This window comes from Salinispora sp. H7-4, assembly GCF_013416675.1.
Lineage (GTDB): Bacteria > Actinomycetota > Actinomycetes > Mycobacteriales > Micromonosporaceae > Micromonospora > Micromonospora vitiensis.
Window position 1 is genome coordinate 262,855 of the sequence record NZ_JABZED010000003.1, and the last position, 16,591, is coordinate 279,445.

The following is a 16,591-nucleotide window of genomic DNA, read 5'->3' on the forward strand; positions in this document are numbered from 1 at the left end:
GGAGCGCCGGGAAGAATCAAGGTCAAGAGCCTTGGTTACAAAGGGGAGGCGGACGGAAGGAACGGAACGTCATGCCGAAGGAAATTCTGTGCGCGTTCGGCGTCGATCTGGACGCGGTCGCGGGCTGGTTGGGTTCCTACGGTGGCGAGAACGCACCGGATGATATCTCCCGAGGTCTCTTTGCCGGTGAGGTCGCCGTACCGCGCATGCTAAAGCTGTTCCGGAAGTACGGCCTACGGAGCACGTGGTTTGTCCCCGGGCATTCCATCGAAACCTTCCCCGACCAGTGCCGACAACTGGTGGACGCCGGCCACGAGATGAGCATCCACGGTTACAGTCACGAGAACCCGTTGGCGATGAGCCGTACGCAGGAGGCCGCGGTCCTGGACCGGAGCATCGAGCTGGTCGAGGCCGTGAGCAAGCGGCACCCTACGGGATACGCCGCACCGTGGGGGGCACTCTCACCAGTCACGCATGAACTGTTGCTGGAACGAGGCATCAAGTACGACCGCACGTTCATGCACAACGACTTCCACCCCTACCGCCTTCGCGTCGGTGACACGTGGACCAAAATCGACTATTCCGCCCGGGCCAGCGAGTGGATGAAGCCGTTGGTACGCGGCACGGAAACTGATCTCATCGAGATCCCACCAAACTGGTATCTCGACGACCTACCGCCGATGATGTTCATCAAGGCCAACCCCAACAGCCATGGCTGGGTCAACCCGCGACACCTGGAGGAGATGTGGCGCGACCAGTTCGACTGGGTCTACCGGGAGCTGGACCATGCCATCTTCCCCATCAATCTCCACCCCGATGTCTCGGGGCATCCGCAGGTCCTGCTGATGCTCGAGCGGATTATCGACTACATCAACCAGCACGAGGGAATTCGATGGGTCACTTTCGATGAGATCGCCAACGACTTCGCGGTCCGCAATCCCCGCGACGGGAGCACGTGACACCTGCGGTGGGGAAACGGGGGTGCGGCATCCGGAAGGCACCGGACGTGCCTGCGGTCACCACGAACGGCATTCAGCCGGCGGCCCGCCGGGCACGGGCCCGGCGCTTCCCCTCCTGCATCGCCTGCACTCGAGCCACCGGGATGGTGCGCCCCTCGGCGATCAGGTCGGCCGGCAACCGTTGCGCCGGGGGCATCCCGTCCGCCCACGGGTCCGCCGCGGCGACCAGGGCGGGCGCGGTCTGAATCGTGAAATCGGCGGGCGTGACCGATGGCAGGAGGTCCCAGGGCACCGGGAACGACACCGGCACGCCGGGCCGTAGCCGCGGACTGTAGGCGGACACCACCGTCGCCCCACCAGCTCGGGTGGAGTCGATGAAGACCTTCCCACTCCGGTCCTCCCGGATGAAGGCGGTCGTCGCCAGGTCCGGTCGGTCGCCGCAGCGGGCGTACGAGATCTCGCGGCGCGACGCTGCCGCCCACACCCTCGTACGGGGAATCCAGTCCGGGGTGTACTTCGGCAGGTTCTTCTGCATGAACGGGGGCCGCCCGGGGCGTACCCGCATGACCGACAGCGGCCGTTCCCGCAGGTGCGGCAGGATTCGGTCGCGCACCACGTCCAGGTAGTTCACCAGGTCGCGCTTTGTCGCGCCCGCACCGTCGAACAGCGGCTGACTCAGGTTGGTCAGCGCGACCCCGTCCCGGGTCTCCTCGACCTTGCCCATCTGGTCACCCTGCCGACAGCCGAGGCGGTGGTCAACACACCAGGCCGCCAACGCGAACAAGTCGGCCAGCCACGGTCCGGCACCGGACGGCCACCGCCAGAGCATCGCCCAAAGTTCCCTCGACACGGCCAAACGGACCCACCTGGGTGTGGCGAACGCCACTGGATCCCCCATCAGTCGGCATCTGACCGATCGGTCAGGCATGCTGTTCGAGGAGGTGGGACCGACATGACACGGGCAGCGCCCGAGCGGCACGACGATATTCTCGCAGCGGCGGGGCGACGGTTTGCGCAATCCGGCTACCGGGGCACGTCGTTGCAGGACATCGCGGCAGACGTGGGCTGTTCGAAGGCGGCGGTGCTCTACCACTTCGCCGACAAGAGGGCCATTCTCGCCGAACTGGTAGCCGGGCCGATCGACCAGCTACGGGAGCTCGACGAGCGCATCGCCGCCGCGGGCAGCCCGGCGGAGGCGCAACGGGTCGCGGCCGAGGGCTACGTCGACCTGGCCGTCCAGTTCCGCCGCGAGACCGCGTTCCTCCGCGGTGAGTTCCCCGGCCTGTTCCAGCAACCCCCCTTCAGCCACCTACAACACATCCCGGATCGGCTCGTCCGCGCCTTTGCCGGACATTCCGACCGCCCGGCTGCCCGGGTCTCGGCGCTGGTGATCCTCGCCGGCATCGCCGAGACGTGCGGCGAATTCATCGATCTCCCCGAGGCGGAACTACGTCCGGCGCTGCTCGCGCTGGTCCGCCGGGCACTCGAACCGGTCAACTGACCCACCAATAACGACGGAGGACATCGACCCATGTCGACCCTGCTCTACCGGCTCGGCCGCGGCGCGATGCGCAGACGGCGCTTCGTCGCCGCGATCTGGCTAGTCGTGCTCGTCGGTCTCGGCCTGGCGGCCCTGAACCTACGCGGCCCGACGGCGAGCGACTTCAGCATGCCCGGCACCGAGTCGCAGCAGGCGCGGGATCTGCTCGATGAACAGTTCCCGGCGGCCAGCGGCGCCACCGGCACGATCGCGCTCAAAGCTCCACAGCCGGGCCTGCTCGGCACGCCGCAGGGCCAGGCGGTGGCCACCGAGGTCGCCCAGGAGGCCGCGACGCTGCCCGGCGTGCTCAGCGCGGTGGATCCACTCACGGCCCAGGCCATCAGCCCGGACGGCCAGTACGGGCTGATCCAGGTCCAGTTCGCCGAGGGCGCGGACAAGGTCACCGACGAGGAGCGGGAGGCGTACGAGCAGGTCGGCGCCGCGGCCAAGGCGCAGGGCTGGCAGGTGGCCCCCGGCGGTGAGGTGCTCAATGCCGAGCCGCAGGCCGGCTCCTCCGAGGTGATCGGCGTCGCCGTCGCGGCGATCGTCCTGGTCATCACCTTCGGCTCGCTGGTAGCGGCGGGAATGACCATGCTGAACGCGCTGATCGGGGTCGGCGTCGGCATGGCCGGTCTCTACGCGCTCAGCGGCACGGTCGAGTTGACCAGCACTGCCCCGATCCTCGCCCTGATGCTCGGTCTCGCGGTCGGCATCGACTACTCGCTCTTCATCACCTCCCGCTACCGACAGAACCTGCTCGAGGGGCTGCCGCCGGACGAGGCGGTCGGCCGGGCGGTCGGCACCGCCGGCTCGGCCGTGCTCTTCGCCGGCGCCACCGTGGTCATCGCGCTCTCCGGTCTGGCGGTGGTGAACATCCCGTTCCTGACCGTGATGGGTCTGGCCGCCGCCGGCACGGTCGTCGTCGCCGTGCTGGTCGCCCTCACCCTGCAGCCGGCGCTGCTCGGCTTCGCCGGCCGCCGGGTGCTCCGCCGCAAGCAACGGCACCAGTACCGGGCCACTCCGGCCGAGCCGAAGACGGACGCACCCGAGCCGGCCGAGGACCGCTCCACGTTCGGCTTCCGCTGGGCCCGGCTGGTCATCCGGTTCCGGGTGCCGGTGATCCTGGTCGCCCTGCTCGGGCTGGGCGCGCTCGCGCTGCCCACCTCCGACATGCGGCTGGCCCTCCCGGACCAGGGGACCGCACCGGTCGGCTCACCGGCCCGGGTCTCCAACGACCTGATCAGCGAGGGCTTCGGACCGGGCTTCACCGGTCGACTGGCGATCGTGGTGGCCGGGGACAGCCCGCAGGCGACGGCGGCAGCCGTACCCCAGGTCGCGGCCCTGGTTCAGGACACCAACAACGTCCTGGCCGTGACGCCACCGCAGCTGAGTCCGGACGGGCGGACCGCCCTGCTCGCGGTGATCCCGGAGACCGGGCCCACCGACCCGGCGACCGAGCAGGTGGTGGACGACATCCGCGGCTCGGTCGGCGGCATCCAGGGCGCCGACGTGCTGCTCACCGGGGTAACCGCGATCGGTATCGACGTCTCGGAGAAGCTCACCGACGCCCTGCCGATCTATCTACTCCTGGTCGTCGGGCTGTCGATCGTGCTGTTGATGCTGGTGTTCCGCTCGCTGCTGGTGCCGGTGAAGGCCGCGCTGGGCTTCCTGCTGACCGTGGCGGCCACCTTCGGACTCACCGTCGCGGTCTTCCAGCAGGGCCACCTCGCCGACCTGGTCGGTCTGGACACACCGGGGCCGCTGATCAGCTTCCTGCCGATCCTGCTCATCGGTATCCTCTTCGGACTGGCGATGGACTACGAGGTCTTCCTCGTCTCCCGGATGCGGGAGGACTTCGTCCACGGCGACACCGCCCGGCAGGCCACCATCAACGGGATGGGGCACGGTGCCCGGGTGGTCACCGCGGCCGCGCTCATCATGATCTCCGTCTTCGGTGGCTTCATCTTCATGGAGGACCCGGTCATCAAGTCGATGGGCTTCGCGCTGGCGGTCGGCGTCGCCATCGATGCGTTCGTGGTCCGGATGACGATCGTGCCGGCGGTCATGTCCCTGCTCGGCGACGCCGGCTGGTGGCTGCCGCGCTGGCTGAACCGGGTCCTGCCCAACGTGGACGTGGAGGGTGAGGGACTGCGGAACCACCTGGCGGAGCAGGAGCCCGCCCGCACCTGAGGTCGGCGAGGGACCCCTGCTCCGGTACGCGTGACGTGCCGGAGCAGGGGTCCCTCCCGTGGTACGTGGCCCCGGGCCTCCCCCTGGCGGGCCCGCTACACCCCGGCCGGGTACGTCTCCAACTCACCGCGGGTGCCCCGAGCGGGGAGTGGTTCCAGCGCGGTCGCCTCGTCACACCAGACGAACCCGTCGTACCGCTCCCCCAGCCGGGTCGGCTGATAGTTACCCCAGGACTCGAACGAGGGGTTGTAGACCACCCCGATCGCCCGGTGGTCCAGCGGCTCGGTCACCCAGCCGGGCTGGTCGGCGCCGCCGAAGACCAGCACCGCCTGTTCCGGTAGCAGCTCGTGTAGCCGCCGTTCCACCGATCCCTCCCGGGCCGGCGGAACGTTCATCCTCTCGGCGGGCGAGCCCCACTGCGGGGCGGCGACCACCGTGCCCCGATGGCTACCGAACCCGACCAGGACGACCTCGTCCCGGCCGTGCCGCTCCCGGGCCAGCTGGCCGAGGCTCACCATGCCGTCGGCGACCATGTCGGTTGCCCGCGCGTCCCCGACGTGGGTGTTGTGGGCCCACACCACCCCACGTGCCCCCGGGCCGTAGCGCTCCAGCAGCCGGTCCAGCGTGTCGGCCATGTGGTTGTCCCGGATGTTCCACGACTCCGGTCCACCGCCGATCATGGCCCGGTAGTACCGCTCCGCGCCGGAGACGACCTCCGCGTTCTGCCAGGCCGAGAAGGCGCCCGCACCGTCGGTCGCCGCGTGTTCGCGAATCCGCGCCAGTAGGCAGACCACCTCGTCCTCACAGCGCGCGGAGACGAACCGGCTCGCTGTGCCGTACTCCTCGATCCGCCGTCCGTACGGCTCGAAGCACCGGTAGGCGTCCTGCGCGGCGTCCAGCGCCCCCGGCGCCTCCTCCCCCAGGTAGTCGAAGATGGCCTGCATCGACTCCCACAGGCTGTAGACGTCCAGTCCGTGGAAACCGACCCGTTCCGGCTCGGGCCGCTGCCCGTTCCACTCCCGCAGCCAGCGGCAGAAGCGGGCCACCTCCGCGTTCGCCCACATCCAGGTGGGCCACCGTTCGAACCGTTCGAGGGCGGCCTGCGGCTCGACGGCGGCATCGGGGGCGGCCGTGACCGAGCGGTGTACCCGGTCGCAGTCCGGCCAGTCCCCCTCCACCGCGACGAACGAGAAGCCGCCCTCGGCGATCAGCCGCCGGGTCAGCTCCCCGCGCAGCCGGTAGTAGTCGTGGCTGCCGTGGGTCGCCTCCCCGAGCAGCACGATCCGAGCGTCCCGGGCGCGCTCCAGCAACGGGTCGAAATCACTCGGGGCGCCGAGCCGCCGCACCAGCATGCCGGGCGGCTACCCTGCCCACCGGGTGGGCAAACATGCGCTAAGCCCCCAGCAGGCGGAACAGGACCAGCCACTGCTCCGGCCAGACCTGACCGACCGGGGTCGCCGGATCGAGTCGGGTCGCTCGCAGCGCCGCGGCCAGCCGCGCCCGCGGGTGGTGGCGGGCCAGCGACGCCGCGAGCGAGCCGCCGACGCCGTCGAAGCCCAACTCCACCATCCGGCGGTACGCGGGCAGCGCCGCCACCGGCAGCAGCGGCTCCCGGCGGCGCTCGACCCGCAGGATGCCGGCGTCCACCCGCGGGACCGGACGGAACGCCGTCCGGGGCACCCGCCCGGCCAGCCGCCAGCTGAACTCCGGCCAGCTGCGCACGGTCAACCGCGTCCACCACCCGTAGTCACCGCTGCGCTTGCGGGCGTACTCGAGTTGGGTGAGGAGGGTGGCCGCGCGCAGGCCCGGCGCGGCCAGGCACCAGCGGACCACGGCGGAGGTGAGCGACCACGGAATGTTGCCGACCACGTCGAAGGGTGACCGCGGCGCCGGGGCGGTCAGGAAGTCGGCCTGCCGACAGGTCACAGTGGGCAGATCCGCGCAGCTTCGGAGCAGCTCGGCGGCGGCGACCGGGTCCACCTCGTAGGCGATGAGGCGACGGCTGCGGGCGGCGAGCAGCCGGGTCAGCTGGCCACGCCCGGCACCCACCTCCAGCAGGAGGCGGTCCGGGTCGGGCCGGGCCGCCCGGGTCAGCCGGCTGATCGCGGCCGGGTCAACGAGAAAGTTCTGGGAGAGTACGCGACGGGACCGGTCGCGTTCGGTTGCTCGGGTACGGCGGGGCGCCATGGATCGTCGTCCTGTCTGTCGCCCGGTGGCGACGCTGGACAGGCAGCCGGAATCGGGGCCTGTCCGGGTGGGTCGGGACTCGGACGGCCCTCGGCGCTGGCGCGCGGTGCGCGGTGGGTCAGGCGCGGCGGGCGCCGGCCGGGGCCGGACGCCGAACGCGCGGGCGGGCCACCAACAGCGGCCCGTGGGCAGCCGGTGCGGCAGCCCACTCAGTCAGGGGGTACGCGAACATGGCCCGGACTGTAGTCGCCCCGGTCGCCGCACACGACAGGTTTTCGCCGTACCGGCGCTAGTGCGGCTACGCGGGCACCTCAACGGTGCGGGCCTCGGCGCGGGCCGTCTCCGCCGCCGCCAGGATGGCCACCACGTCACGACCGAACCGGACGTCGAGGCGGTGATCCCGGGTCCCCGAGTCGATCTCCGCCAGGAGCTGGTCGATCGCCGTCCCGAACGCCCCGGCCAGGGTGCCGTTGCCGTGGGGAGCAGCCTCGATGCCGCTCTCGCCGTAGAAGACGACGTCCTGACGGACCACTCCGCTGGGAGCGTCCAGGGTGAGCGACAGCCTGCTGGTGGCGCCGTTGTCGTGGTTGAGCAGCAGGTGTACCAGCCCTCGGGGGCCGTTCATCGCCGCGACCCGGGTGACCCGCCCCATGACCGGCAGGATCAGGGACAGCGCGTGCGGACCGATGTCCCAGAGCCCGCCGTGCTCACGCCGCCAGGTGGAGCCCGCGTACGGGCTGCCCGGCTGGAAGATCGAGCTGAAGAGGGTCGCCTCGGCGTGCTGCCAGCCGCCGTCCGCGGCGGTGGCGGCGAGGAAGTTGGTGACGTTCTGGTGATAGCGCTGGGTGAAGAAAACCAGCGAGGCGACGTCGGCGGCCCGGGCCGTGGCGACCAGGCGGTCGGCCTCGGCAAGGGTCAACGCGAGCGGCTTGTCGAGCAGCAGGTGCCGCCCCGCGGCGGCGGCCCGGGTCGCCAGCTCGACCTGCACATCAGGTGGCAGGGCGATCGCCACGGCGTCGCAGGCCTCAATCAGCGCGTCGGCGTCGTCGAACGCCGGCACGCCGTACCGCTCGGCGAGTGCGGCGGCCTTCGCCGGATCCCGCCCCCAGACACCGACCAACTCGGTACGGGGATGGGCGGCCAGGCCCGCTCCGTGCGCCTCGCCCGCCCAGTGCCCGGTACCGAACAACCCAAACCGCACCACGAACCTCCAACCAGTCGGCGCCGCGACCCACCGCGGTGTCGCAGACAACGCTATCCGGCGGGGCAGGGACGCCACCGGCAGGTGTACTACCCGGATTAGTAGAGTGTGCCGGTGACCGACGCGAGCGCGACCACCAGCGCTGCCGGCGATCTTCCAGTCGACGGGCTCCTCGCCGCCGTCCCGATCGCGCTCTCCCTCCTCGTCGCGGGTTGGGCCCTCGTGGCGACCCTGCGGCACCGCGCCCCGGACCGGGCACAGTTCGCCGGCCTGGCAGTGCTGGAAGCGGCGCTGCTCGTGCTCACCGTCGTCACCCTGGTCGCCCTCGGTGGGGGCCAGCGGCCGGATGAGCCGGGATCCTTCTTCGGCTACCTGGCCACCCTGGTCTGCCTACCCCCGCTGGCCTGGGTGCTGGCCCGAATGGAACCCACCCGGTGGGGGTCGGCCATCGTCTGCACGATCTGCCTGGTCACCCCGGTGGTTCTGGTCCGACTCCAACAGACCTGGACGGTGCTCGGTGGCTGACCCGCAACCCACCGAGCGCCCGGGACCTGCCGAGCGTCCGCCCGCCGGGCGCCCGCAACCCGCCGGGCGCCCGCCCGCCGATCGGACCCGGACCAATTCCGGCCCCGGTCGCCTCCTGATCGCGGTCTACCTGCTCTTCGCCATCGCCGCCACCAGCCGGGCCGGCCTCCAGATCGCCACCCGGTTCGAGGCGGCGCCGATGGCGTACCTCCTCTCCGCCTTCGCCGCCGCGGTCTACATCGTGGCGGCGGTGGGGCTGGGCCGGGCCGGTCGCACCGGCCGCCTGATCGCACTGGCCTGCTGCACGGTCGAATTGGTCGGGGTGGTGGGTGTCGGCGCGGTCAGCCAGGCCCGGCCGGAGTTGTTCCCGGACGAGACGGTCTGGTCCGGCTTCGGCAGCGGGTACGGCTACATCCCGCTGGTGCTGCCGGTGCTCGGGCTGCTCTGGCTCTGGCGTACCCGCCACGACCTCGACCTGGCCGCGGCCAGCCGGCCGAGGCCGTCCCGGGTCGCGCCGGATCAGTCCTTCGGTCCGCCGGCGACGTAGAGGACCTGCCCGGAGAGGAAGGACGCGCCCGCACTGGCCAGGAACGAGATGGTGTGCGCGATGTCCTCCGGGCGGCCCACCCGGCGGACCGGGATCTCCGCCTCCGCGTGTTTCTGCAGCGCCTCGAAGTCGACCTTCATGCGGGCGGCGGTCGCCGCGGTCATGTCGGTGACGATGAAGCCCGGAGCGACGGCGTTGACCGTCACCCCGAACGGGCCCAACTCGATCGCGAGGGTCTTCGTGAAGCCCTGCAGACCGGCCTTGGCCGCGGCGTAGTTCGCCTGCCCCCGGTTACCGAGCGCGGAGGTGCTGGAGAGGTTGACGATCCGGCCCCACCGCTGCTCGACCATGTGCTGCTGGGTGGCCTGACTGAACAGGAAGGCACCCCGCAGGTGCACGCCCAGCACCGTGTCCCAGTCCGCGTCGGACATCTTGAACAGCAGATTGTCCCGCAGCACACCGGCGTTGTTCACCAGGACGGTGGGTGCGCCGAGATCGGCGGCGACCCGCTCGACGGCCGCCTCCACCTGGGCCCGGTCCGACACGTCCGCACCGACGCCGAGCGCCCGACCACCCGCCTCGGCGATGGCGGCGACGGTCGCACCGGTCGCGGACTCGTCGATGTCCACCACCGCTACGGCCAACCCGTCGGCGGCCAACCGCCGGGCGGTGGCCGCTCCGATGCCCCGCGCCGCGCCGGTCACGATCGCGACCCGCTGCTCCGACATGCTACCTCCCAGTAACGTCGATCGATCCGAGGAGCTTAGCCCACTCGAGTCGACTCGTTGCCCGCCCAGGACGCGGTCGCCGCTCGGGTGCGCGACCGGCTGCCCACGGCGCTGCCGAGGGGGAGCAGCCGGCGAGCGGCCCTGGTTGACACCGGCGGGAAGCCGACCAGGGCCGCTCGCACCGCTAGCGGCGGAAGGTGAACCAGTTGACGTTGACGAAGTCGTTCGGCTGGCCGCTGGTGAAGGTCAGGTAGACCGTGTGGCGACCGGTGGGGCCGGCGACGTTGCCGGGCACCGAACGCCAGCTCTGCCAGCCGCCGGTGCTGCCGATCGCGAAGCTGCCGATCGGCGGGCTGGTCGGGCTGTCCAGGCGCACCTCGACCAACCCGCTCACCCCACCACCGGCGCCGGAGGCGACCCGGGCGACGAAGTCCCGTGGCGGGCTGGCGCCGAACTCGACGTTGTCGTACCGGGCCCAGTCACCGTTGCGCAGGTAGCCGATGTTCTCCCCGCCCTCGGTGGCGCCCTCCACCTGAACGCCGTACTGGCCGTCGAACGACTCGGCCTCGATCGTCGCGTACGCGTCCCGCGCCCCACCCGGCGGTGGGGTGGTCGGTGGCGCGGTGGTGGGCGGGGCGGTGGTCGGTGGCGCGGTGGTGGGCGGGGCGGTGCCGGCGCCCCGGCTGTAGACCGCGACGTAGTCCACAAGCATCGGCCGACCCGGCACCGTGGCGGCGGTCGGGGTGGTCCCCCCGGCGACACCGTTCGGGAAGGCGCCACCCATCGCCACGTTGAGCAGCAGGAAGTAGCCGTCGTGACTGGTCATCTGCGACCAGGCCGGCTCACCGACCCGGGTCTGCGTCACCGTGTGGTATTGCTCGCCGTCGACGTACCAGCGCAGTTCCTGCGGGCTGACCGAGGCGTCCCACTCGAACCGGTAGGTGTGGAACGCCGACTGACAGGTGGCTCCCGGGCAGGTTCGGGCGGCACCGATGCCGTTGAACTCGTCGCACGGCCCGCCCGGCGCATAGCCGCAGTGCAGCACGCCCCACACCGAGTTGATCCCGTTGACGTTCTCCATCACGTCGAACTCGCCGACGCTCGGCCAGTTCTGGAAGTTGCCCCGGTACGGCGACCCGAGTGCCCAGAACGCCGGCCAGTAGCCGGCCGCCGGAGCCCCGGTCACATTCGGCACCTGGAGCCGGCCCTCGATCGCGAGGACGCCGCCGGCCGGCGGCTTGAAGTCGGTCCGTACGGTCTCGATCCGGGCCGAGGTCCACCCGCCGGCCGAGTCGCGCAGGGGGGTGATTCGTAGGTTGCCCGCACCATCGTGACTGAGGTTGGCGGTGCTGTCGGTGTACGTCTGGATCTCGCCGGTGCCCCAGTTGGGCGGGCCGCCGGGGTAGCTGGTGCCGAGATCGATGATCCAGTTGGCCGAGGAGGGCAGGGTGCCGGCGGCGCCGTCGAAGTCGTCGCTCCAGACCAGGCTCCAGCCGGGGGCGGGCGTGGGCACGGCGGCGCTCGCGGTGACCGCGACACCGGCCAGGGCGGTGGTGGTGAGGGCAGTGAACAGCGCCAACGCCAGTCGCTTCCGGCGTCTCGCGGGCAGGGCGGCAGGCGCCCCGGGTGGGGTGTCCATGAACGTGCCTCTCTGGGGGACGGGTCGAGAGAGCGCTCTCTCCGAGTTGTACGTGCCCGCCACGTAGTTGTCAATGTCGATCTCTTCCACCTCCGCTCAGCACCCCCGGACCCGGGTCGATCCGTGACAGGATGAGCTGGTGGCAGAACGGTTGATCGTCATCGGCGGCGATGCCGCCGGGATGGCGGCGGCGTCCCAGGCCCGCCGCCGCCGCGGCCCGGACGACCTCGAGATCATCGCCTTCGAGCGGGGCCAGTTCACGTCCTACTCGGCCTGCGGCATCCCGTACTGGATCAGCGGCCTGGTGCCGCAACGCGACCAACTGGTCGCCCGCGATCCGACGACCTTCCGCGAGCGGTTCAACATCGGAGTCCGGCTACGGCACGAGGTCACCGCGGTCGACCTCGACCGGCGCGAGGTGGTCGCCCGGGACCTGGCCAACGGCGGCGAGGTTCGGGAGCGATTCGACACCCTGGTCTACGCCACCGGCGCCCACCCACTGCGGCCCGACTGGGCGCGCACCGGGGTGAAGGGCGTCTTCGGCGTGCAGACCCTCGACGACGGCGCCGCCCTCCGGGACTGGCTGGACACCGATCCGCGACCCCGCCAGGCGGTCGTGGTCGGCGGGGGCTACATCGGAGTCGAGATGGCCGAGGCGCTGATTCAGCGTGGACTGGAGGTCACCCTGGTCGAGAAGGCCAGTCAGCCGATGTCGACCGTGGACCCGGACATGGCCAAGCTGGTCAATGACGCCATGCACGGAGTGGGGGTGCAGATCCGCACCGGCCTGGAGGTGACCGGCCTACAGGAGCGAGACGGGCGGGTCTGCACGGTGCTCACCTCCGACGGACCGATCCCCGCCGACCTGGTCGTACTCGGCCTCGGTGTCCGCCCCAACGTCGCGCTCGCCGAGGCCGCCGGGCTGCCGGTCGGGCCCAGCGGGGCGCTGCGGGTGGACCGGCGCATGCGGGTACCCGGAGTTGACGACGTATGGGCCGCCGGTGACTGCGTGGAGTGCCTGCACCGGGTCAGCGGAATGCCCGTACACATCCCGCTGGGCACGCACGCCAACAAGCAGGGCCGGGTCGCCGGCGTCAACATCGGTGGCGGGTACGCGACCTTCCCCGGGGTGATCGGCACCGCGGTGATCAAGGTCTGCGACCTGGAGGTCGGCCGCACCGGGCTCCGGGAGCAGGACGCCGCGGCAGCGGGTTTCGAGTTCGTCTCGGTGATCACCGAGTCCACCAACCGCGCCGGCTACTTCCCCGGCTCCCGCCCGATGACCGTCAAACTCATCGCCGAACGGCCCACCGGGCGGCTCCTCGGCGCCCAGATCGTGGGTTGGTCGGAGGCGGCGAAGCGGATCGACGCCCTGGCCGTGGCGCTCTGGAACGGCATGACGGTGGATGACATGACCGCCCTGGACCTCGGGTACGCCCCGCCGTACTCCCCGGTCTGGGATCCGGTGCTGATCGCCGCGCGGAAGGCCGTCGACGCCCTCGGACGGTGACGCCGGTCCACCTCCCCGTCCGGCCGGAGCAGTCGGGGCTCCTCCGGAGGCGCACCTGCAATGAAACGCTGCTGACGAGGCGTCACACGCAATGATCCGACGGCCAAAGCAACTTCCTACGGTGGATCCCGCAGGCCGGCGCCGCATACCGTGGAGCAACGGCGCCAGCCCACGGGCCACGGTGGCCAGGGCGCGCCCGACCCTGGGAGCAGGACAATGCCGATGGACGCCACCCGCCAGCGCTTCCTCATGTGCCGGCCGACATACTTCGCCGTCGACTACGCGATCAATCCGTGGATGGATCCGACCGCGCCGGTCGACGTCGACCTGGCGAACCGGCAGTGGGAACAGCTACGCCAGACCTACCGGGACCTCGGCCACACCGTCGAGGAGATCACCCCGCTGCCGGGCCTACCCGACATGGTCTTCGCCGCCAACGGCGGCACGGTCCTCGGCGGCCGGGCCATGGCGGTGCAGTTCCGGGACCCGCAGCGCGCCGACGAGGCGCCCGCCTACCGTGCCTGGTTCGACGCCGCCGGCCTCGAGGTGCACGACCCGAAGCACGTCAACGAGGGAGAAGGCGACATCCTGCTCGCCGGTGGCTACCTCCTCGCCGGCACCGGGTTCCGGACCGCGCACCCCGCCCACGCGCAGCTGCAGGAGGTCTTCGGCTACCCGGTCCTCACCATGCAGCTGGTGGACCCCCGCTTCTACCACCTGGACACCGCGTTGACCGTGCTGGACGAGCACACCATCGCCTACCTCCCCGAGGCCTTCTCCCCCGGCAGCCAGGCGGTACTGCGCCGGCTCTTCCCGGACGCCGTACTCGCCAGCATGGCCGACGCCGCGGTCCTGGGCCTCAACGCGGTCAGCGACGGCCAGCACGTCGTCCTGCCGGCGCAGGCCACCGGCTTGGCGGCGCAGCTGCGGGAGCGGGGCTACCAGACGATCGGGATCGACCTGTCCGAGCTGCGTAAGGCCGGCGGGGGCCCGAAGTGCTGCACGTTGCGACTCCGGCAGGGAGGCGAGTAGATGATCAAAAACGAGGTACGGACACCCGCGGCCGTACGCGACGCACAACGGTGGACAGCGCACAACTACCATCCGCTACCGGTGGTCATCTCCTCGGCCGAGGGTGCCTGGGTGACCGACGTGGACGGCCGCCGCTACCTGGACTGCCTGGCCGGCTACTCGGCGCTCAACTTCGGGCACCGCCACCCGCGGCTGGTCGAAGCCGCCCACGCCCAGCTGGACCGGCTCACCCTGACCAGCCGCGCCTTCATCCACGACCAGTTCGCCGACTTCTGTCGGGAGCTGTCCCAGCTCTGCGGCAAAGAGCTGGTGCTGCCGATGAACACCGGGGCCGAGGCCGTCGAGACCGGCATCAAGGTGGCCCGCAAATGGGGCTACCGGGTCAAGGGGGTCGCGGCGGAGCAGGCGAACATTGTGGTGGCCGAGGGCAACTTCCACGGTCGTACCACCACCATCGTCAGCTTCTCCACCGACGAGGACGCCCGCGCCGACTTCGGGCCGTACACGCCGGGCTTCCGCATCGTCGCCTACGGCGACCTGGCGGCGCTGAGCGCCGCCATCGACGAGAACACCGTCGCGGTGCTGCTCGAACCGATCCAGGGCGAGCAGGGGGTGATCGTGCCGCCGACCGGCTACCTGCCGGGCGTACGACGGGTCTGCACCGACCGGAACGTGCTCCTGATCGCCGACGAGATCCAGTCCGGCCTCGGCCGCACCGGCACCACGTTCGCCTGCGAGCACGACGCTGTGGTGCCGGACATGTACCTGCTCGGTAAGGCTCTCGGTGGCGGCATCGTGCCGGTCTCGGCCGTCGCGGCGGATGCCGACGTGCTCGGCGTGCTCCAACCGGGCCAGCACGGTTCCACCTTCGGTGGGAACCCGCTCGCCGCCGCGGTCGCCACCGAGGTTGTCCGGCTCCTGGCCACCGGCGAGTTCCAGCGCCGCTCCGCCGCGCTCGGCGCCCGGCTACACGCCGGGCTTCAGGCGCTGGTCGGCAAGGGCCTGCTCGCGGTCCGGGGCCGCGGGCTCTGGGCCGGCCTGGACATCGACCCGGCCCTGATGAGCGGGCGGGAGGCGAGCGAACGGCTGATGCGCCGCGGCGTCCTCGCCAAGGACACCCACGGCTCCACCCTCCGCCTGGCCCCGCCCCTGGTCATCACCGAGGACGAGACCGACCACGCGGTGGCACAGCTCGCCGCGATCCTCACCGAATAGCCCGCGTACCGCGGCGGGGGTGCCGGGCCGGGTGACCCGGCACCCCCGCCGGGGCCGGTCAACGCGGCAGGCGCATCGCCATCGTCGGCGCCTCGGCCATCACCGAGGTCGGGGTGTACGGCGCGCCAGCCGGCAGTTCGTCCGGGCGCCCGACCTGCACGCCCGGGTACAGCTCCACCATCTCCCCCTCGGCCAGCACCCGAGACTGCTGCGGCGCCAGCGGGACCCGCTCCGCCTCCACCATCGACCCGTTCGGCCGGATCCCCGAGCCGTTGGTACTCACGTCGGTGACGACGATCTCGCCGACCCGCAACTCCAGTCGCAGGTGGCTGCGGCTGATCCACCGGCGGGCCTCATCGTTGAGCCACTGACCGAGAATGATCCCGCCGTCAGCCTCCGGAGCCCGCCCGACCAGCACCGGTTCGGAGTCGGTGAGCACGAACCGACGCCGGATCAGGCCACCGACCCGGACCGCCAACACCGCCGACCGCGGACGCGGACCCGCGTCGCTGAGCCGAGCGCCGTGCCGGGGGCAGGTCGGCACTCCCCCGCGCAGGCTGGGCGGCGGCTGCGTCACCGGGCTGCGATCGCTGACCGCGGCCAGATCGGCGAAGGCCCCACCCCCACCGCCCTGGCCGAAGAGCGCGCACGGGGACTCGGGGCAGCGCCAGTGCCGCGCCAACAGGTTGGCGCCGGCCACGGACCGTTCCCCGGCGGAGAGGGCGTCCCCGCCCCCGACGTGCGCGACGAAGGTCGGCCCACTCTGGGCGGGGACCGGGGCGACCACCCGGCCGGGCTGGTCGGCCACCCAGGGGTAGCTGCCCCGCAACCCGTCGAACCGGGCCCGGCTCAGCACCGGAAGCCCGAGCAGGTCGGCGACCTCCAGCATTCGACCACCGGGATTGTCCAGCACCTCCACCAGGCCGTCATCGGCCCAGCGCCGCACCACCATCCGCTCGTTCGAGGTCAGGTCGGCGTCCGAGAGCACGCCCCGGTGCACCACCGCGTAGACCGGGACGCTGTCCTCCTCCAGGTGACGCGCCAGGGCGTCAATCACCATGCCGAGGCGGAGCAGACTGGCCGGCCGACCACCGTCAATATCCTGGTACCGAATCACCTCGGCCAGGTCGAGCACCGCGCGGGTCAGCCAGGGGTCGGTGGACACCCGGCCCTCAATGGCGTCGAGCACCTTACTGATCTCGAATCTCATCGGATCTCCCCCACGAGGGTCGCCCTCCGCCCGGTGCGCACGGCTGCCACGAGCCGACCCTACCGGCACCGCTGGTAGGGAGCTGACCAGCGGTGTCGACGCCAGCTC

Annotated in this window: 15 protein-coding genes; 8 read left to right on the plus strand and 7 right to left on the minus strand. The window is 71.4% G+C overall.

Annotated features, from left to right (window positions below; genetic code table 11):
* Window positions 1-71 precede the first annotated feature (71 nt).
* Window positions 72-959: a polysaccharide deacetylase gene (locus tag H0524_RS03120; protein WP_180197300.1), complete on the plus strand. Its 888-nt coding sequence runs from the start codon at window positions 72-74 to the stop codon at window positions 957-959.
* Between the two features lie 73 nt (window positions 960-1,032).
* Here H0524_RS03120 and H0524_RS03125 read toward each other — a convergent pair whose 3' ends face one another.
* Window positions 1,033-1,743 carry a hypothetical protein gene (locus H0524_RS03125; protein WP_180197600.1) on the minus strand — a complete coding sequence of 237 codons (711 nt, stop codon included), beginning with the start codon at window positions 1,741-1,743 and terminating at the stop codon, window positions 1,033-1,035.
* 168 nt (window positions 1,744-1,911) lie between these two features.
* Between H0524_RS03125 and H0524_RS03130 the strand changes: the two genes are divergently transcribed.
* On the plus strand, window positions 1,912-2,460 hold the full coding sequence (locus tag H0524_RS03130; RefSeq protein ID WP_180197301.1) for a TetR/AcrR family transcriptional regulator: 549 nt from the start codon (window positions 1,912-1,914) through the stop codon (window positions 2,458-2,460).
* A gap of 30 nt (window positions 2,461-2,490) precedes the next feature.
* Entirely contained in the window at window positions 2,491-4,689 is a 2,199-nt protein-coding gene (locus H0524_RS03135) for an MMPL family transporter (RefSeq protein ID WP_180197302.1), read from the plus strand.
* 95 nt (window positions 4,690-4,784) lie between these two features.
* Here the strand turns inward: H0524_RS03135 and H0524_RS03140 are convergent, their stop codons facing one another.
* The 3 genes from H0524_RS03140 to H0524_RS03150 all read right to left on the minus strand — a co-directional run bounded on the left by H0524_RS03140 (window position 4,785) and on the right by H0524_RS03150 (window position 8,080).
* On the minus strand, window positions 4,785-6,041 hold the full coding sequence (locus H0524_RS03140; protein ID WP_180197303.1) for an erythromycin esterase family protein: 1,257 nt from the start codon (window positions 6,039-6,041) through the stop codon (window positions 4,785-4,787).
* Between the two features lie 40 nt (window positions 6,042-6,081).
* Window positions 6,082-6,876: an ErmE/ErmH/ErmO/ErmR family 23S rRNA (adenine(2058)-N(6))-methyltransferase gene (gene erm, locus H0524_RS03145; protein ID WP_180197304.1), complete on the minus strand. Its 795-nt coding sequence runs from the start codon at window positions 6,874-6,876 to the stop codon at window positions 6,082-6,084.
* A gap of 298 nt (window positions 6,877-7,174) precedes the next feature.
* Window positions 7,175-8,080, minus strand: a complete 906-nt coding sequence (locus H0524_RS03150) for a Gfo/Idh/MocA family protein (RefSeq protein ID WP_180197305.1) — start codon at window positions 8,078-8,080, stop codon at window positions 7,175-7,177.
* 105 nt (window positions 8,081-8,185) lie between these two features.
* Here H0524_RS03150 and H0524_RS03155 point away from each other — a divergent pair, with 105 nt between their 5' ends.
* Together H0524_RS03155 and H0524_RS03160 are read left to right on the plus strand one after the other, a co-directional pair.
* Window positions 8,186-8,602: a hypothetical protein gene (locus H0524_RS03155; protein ID WP_180197306.1), complete on the plus strand. Its 417-nt coding sequence runs from the start codon at window positions 8,186-8,188 to the stop codon at window positions 8,600-8,602.
* Window positions 8,595-9,149 (plus strand): hypothetical protein, encoded by a 555-nt coding sequence (locus H0524_RS03160; RefSeq protein WP_180197307.1) that lies wholly within the window; start codon window positions 8,595-8,597, stop codon window positions 9,147-9,149. The genes H0524_RS03155 and H0524_RS03160 overlap by 8 nt, the downstream gene beginning before the upstream one ends.
* Here H0524_RS03160 and fabG read toward each other — a convergent pair.
* The gene (fabG, locus tag H0524_RS03165) at window positions 9,122-9,877 is read right to left on the minus strand and encodes a 3-oxoacyl-ACP reductase FabG (RefSeq protein ID WP_018726017.1); all 756 of its coding nucleotides are present in this window, start codon (window positions 9,875-9,877) and stop codon (window positions 9,122-9,124) included. The genes H0524_RS03160 and fabG overlap by 28 nt on opposite strands.
* Before the next feature lie 184 nt (window positions 9,878-10,061).
* A complete protein-coding gene (locus H0524_RS03170) occupies window positions 10,062-11,516 on the minus strand; it encodes a carbohydrate-binding protein (protein WP_026322473.1) in 1,455 nt (484 codons plus the stop codon).
* 139 nt (window positions 11,517-11,655) lie between these two features.
* Between H0524_RS03170 and H0524_RS03175 the strand changes: the two genes are divergently transcribed.
* The 3 genes from H0524_RS03175 (at window position 11,656) to rocD (ending at window position 15,273) form a co-directional block, all read left to right on the plus strand.
* On the plus strand, window positions 11,656-13,026 hold the full coding sequence (locus H0524_RS03175) for an FAD-dependent oxidoreductase (protein WP_180197308.1): 1,371 nt from the start codon (window positions 11,656-11,658) through the stop codon (window positions 13,024-13,026).
* 222 nt (window positions 13,027-13,248) lie between these two features.
* Window positions 13,249-14,058, plus strand: coding sequence for a dimethylargininase (ddaH, locus tag H0524_RS03180; protein ID WP_180197601.1), 810 nt, complete (start codon window positions 13,249-13,251; stop codon window positions 14,056-14,058).
* Window positions 14,059-15,273 carry an ornithine--oxo-acid transaminase gene (gene rocD / locus H0524_RS03185; protein ID WP_180197309.1) on the plus strand — a complete coding sequence of 405 codons (1,215 nt, stop codon included), beginning with the start codon at window positions 14,059-14,061 and terminating at the stop codon, window positions 15,271-15,273. It begins immediately after the preceding gene.
* 58 nt (window positions 15,274-15,331) lie between these two features.
* On the opposite strand, the gene H0524_RS03190 is transcribed toward rocD, so the two are convergent.
* Window positions 15,332-16,483, minus strand: a complete 1,152-nt coding sequence (locus H0524_RS03190; protein ID WP_180197310.1) for an FHA domain-containing protein — start codon at window positions 16,481-16,483, stop codon at window positions 15,332-15,334.
* Window positions 16,484-16,591 lie beyond the last annotated feature (108 nt).

Bases quoted from the DNA above. Each gene is read 5' to 3' on its own strand.
- H0524_RS03120 (WP_180197300.1), top strand. From the start codon at position 72: ATGCCGAAGGAAATTCTGTGCGCGTTCGGCGTCGATCTGGACGCGGTC.
- H0524_RS03190 (WP_180197310.1), bottom strand. From the start codon at position 16,483: ATGAGATTCGAGATCAGTAAGGTGCTCGACGCCATTGAGGGCCGGGTG.
- rocD (WP_180197309.1), top strand. From the start codon at position 14,059: ATGATCAAAAACGAGGTACGGACACCCGCGGCCGTACGCGACGCACAA.
- H0524_RS03170 (WP_026322473.1), bottom strand. From the start codon at position 11,516: ATGGACACCCCACCCGGGGCGCCTGCCGCCCTGCCCGCGAGACGCCGG.
- ddaH (WP_180197601.1), top strand. From the start codon at position 13,249: ATGGACGCCACCCGCCAGCGCTTCCTCATGTGCCGGCCGACATACTTC.
- H0524_RS03130 (WP_180197301.1), top strand. From the start codon at position 1,912: ATGACACGGGCAGCGCCCGAGCGGCACGACGATATTCTCGCAGCGGCG.
- fabG (WP_018726017.1), bottom strand. From the start codon at position 9,877: ATGTCGGAGCAGCGGGTCGCGATCGTGACCGGCGCGGCGCGGGGCATC.
- erm (WP_180197304.1), bottom strand. From the start codon at position 6,876: ATGGCGCCCCGCCGTACCCGAGCAACCGAACGCGACCGGTCCCGTCGC.
- H0524_RS03135 (WP_180197302.1), top strand. From the start codon at position 2,491: ATGTCGACCCTGCTCTACCGGCTCGGCCGCGGCGCGATGCGCAGACGG.
- H0524_RS03140 (WP_180197303.1), bottom strand. From the start codon at position 6,041: ATGCTGGTGCGGCGGCTCGGCGCCCCGAGTGATTTCGACCCGTTGCTG.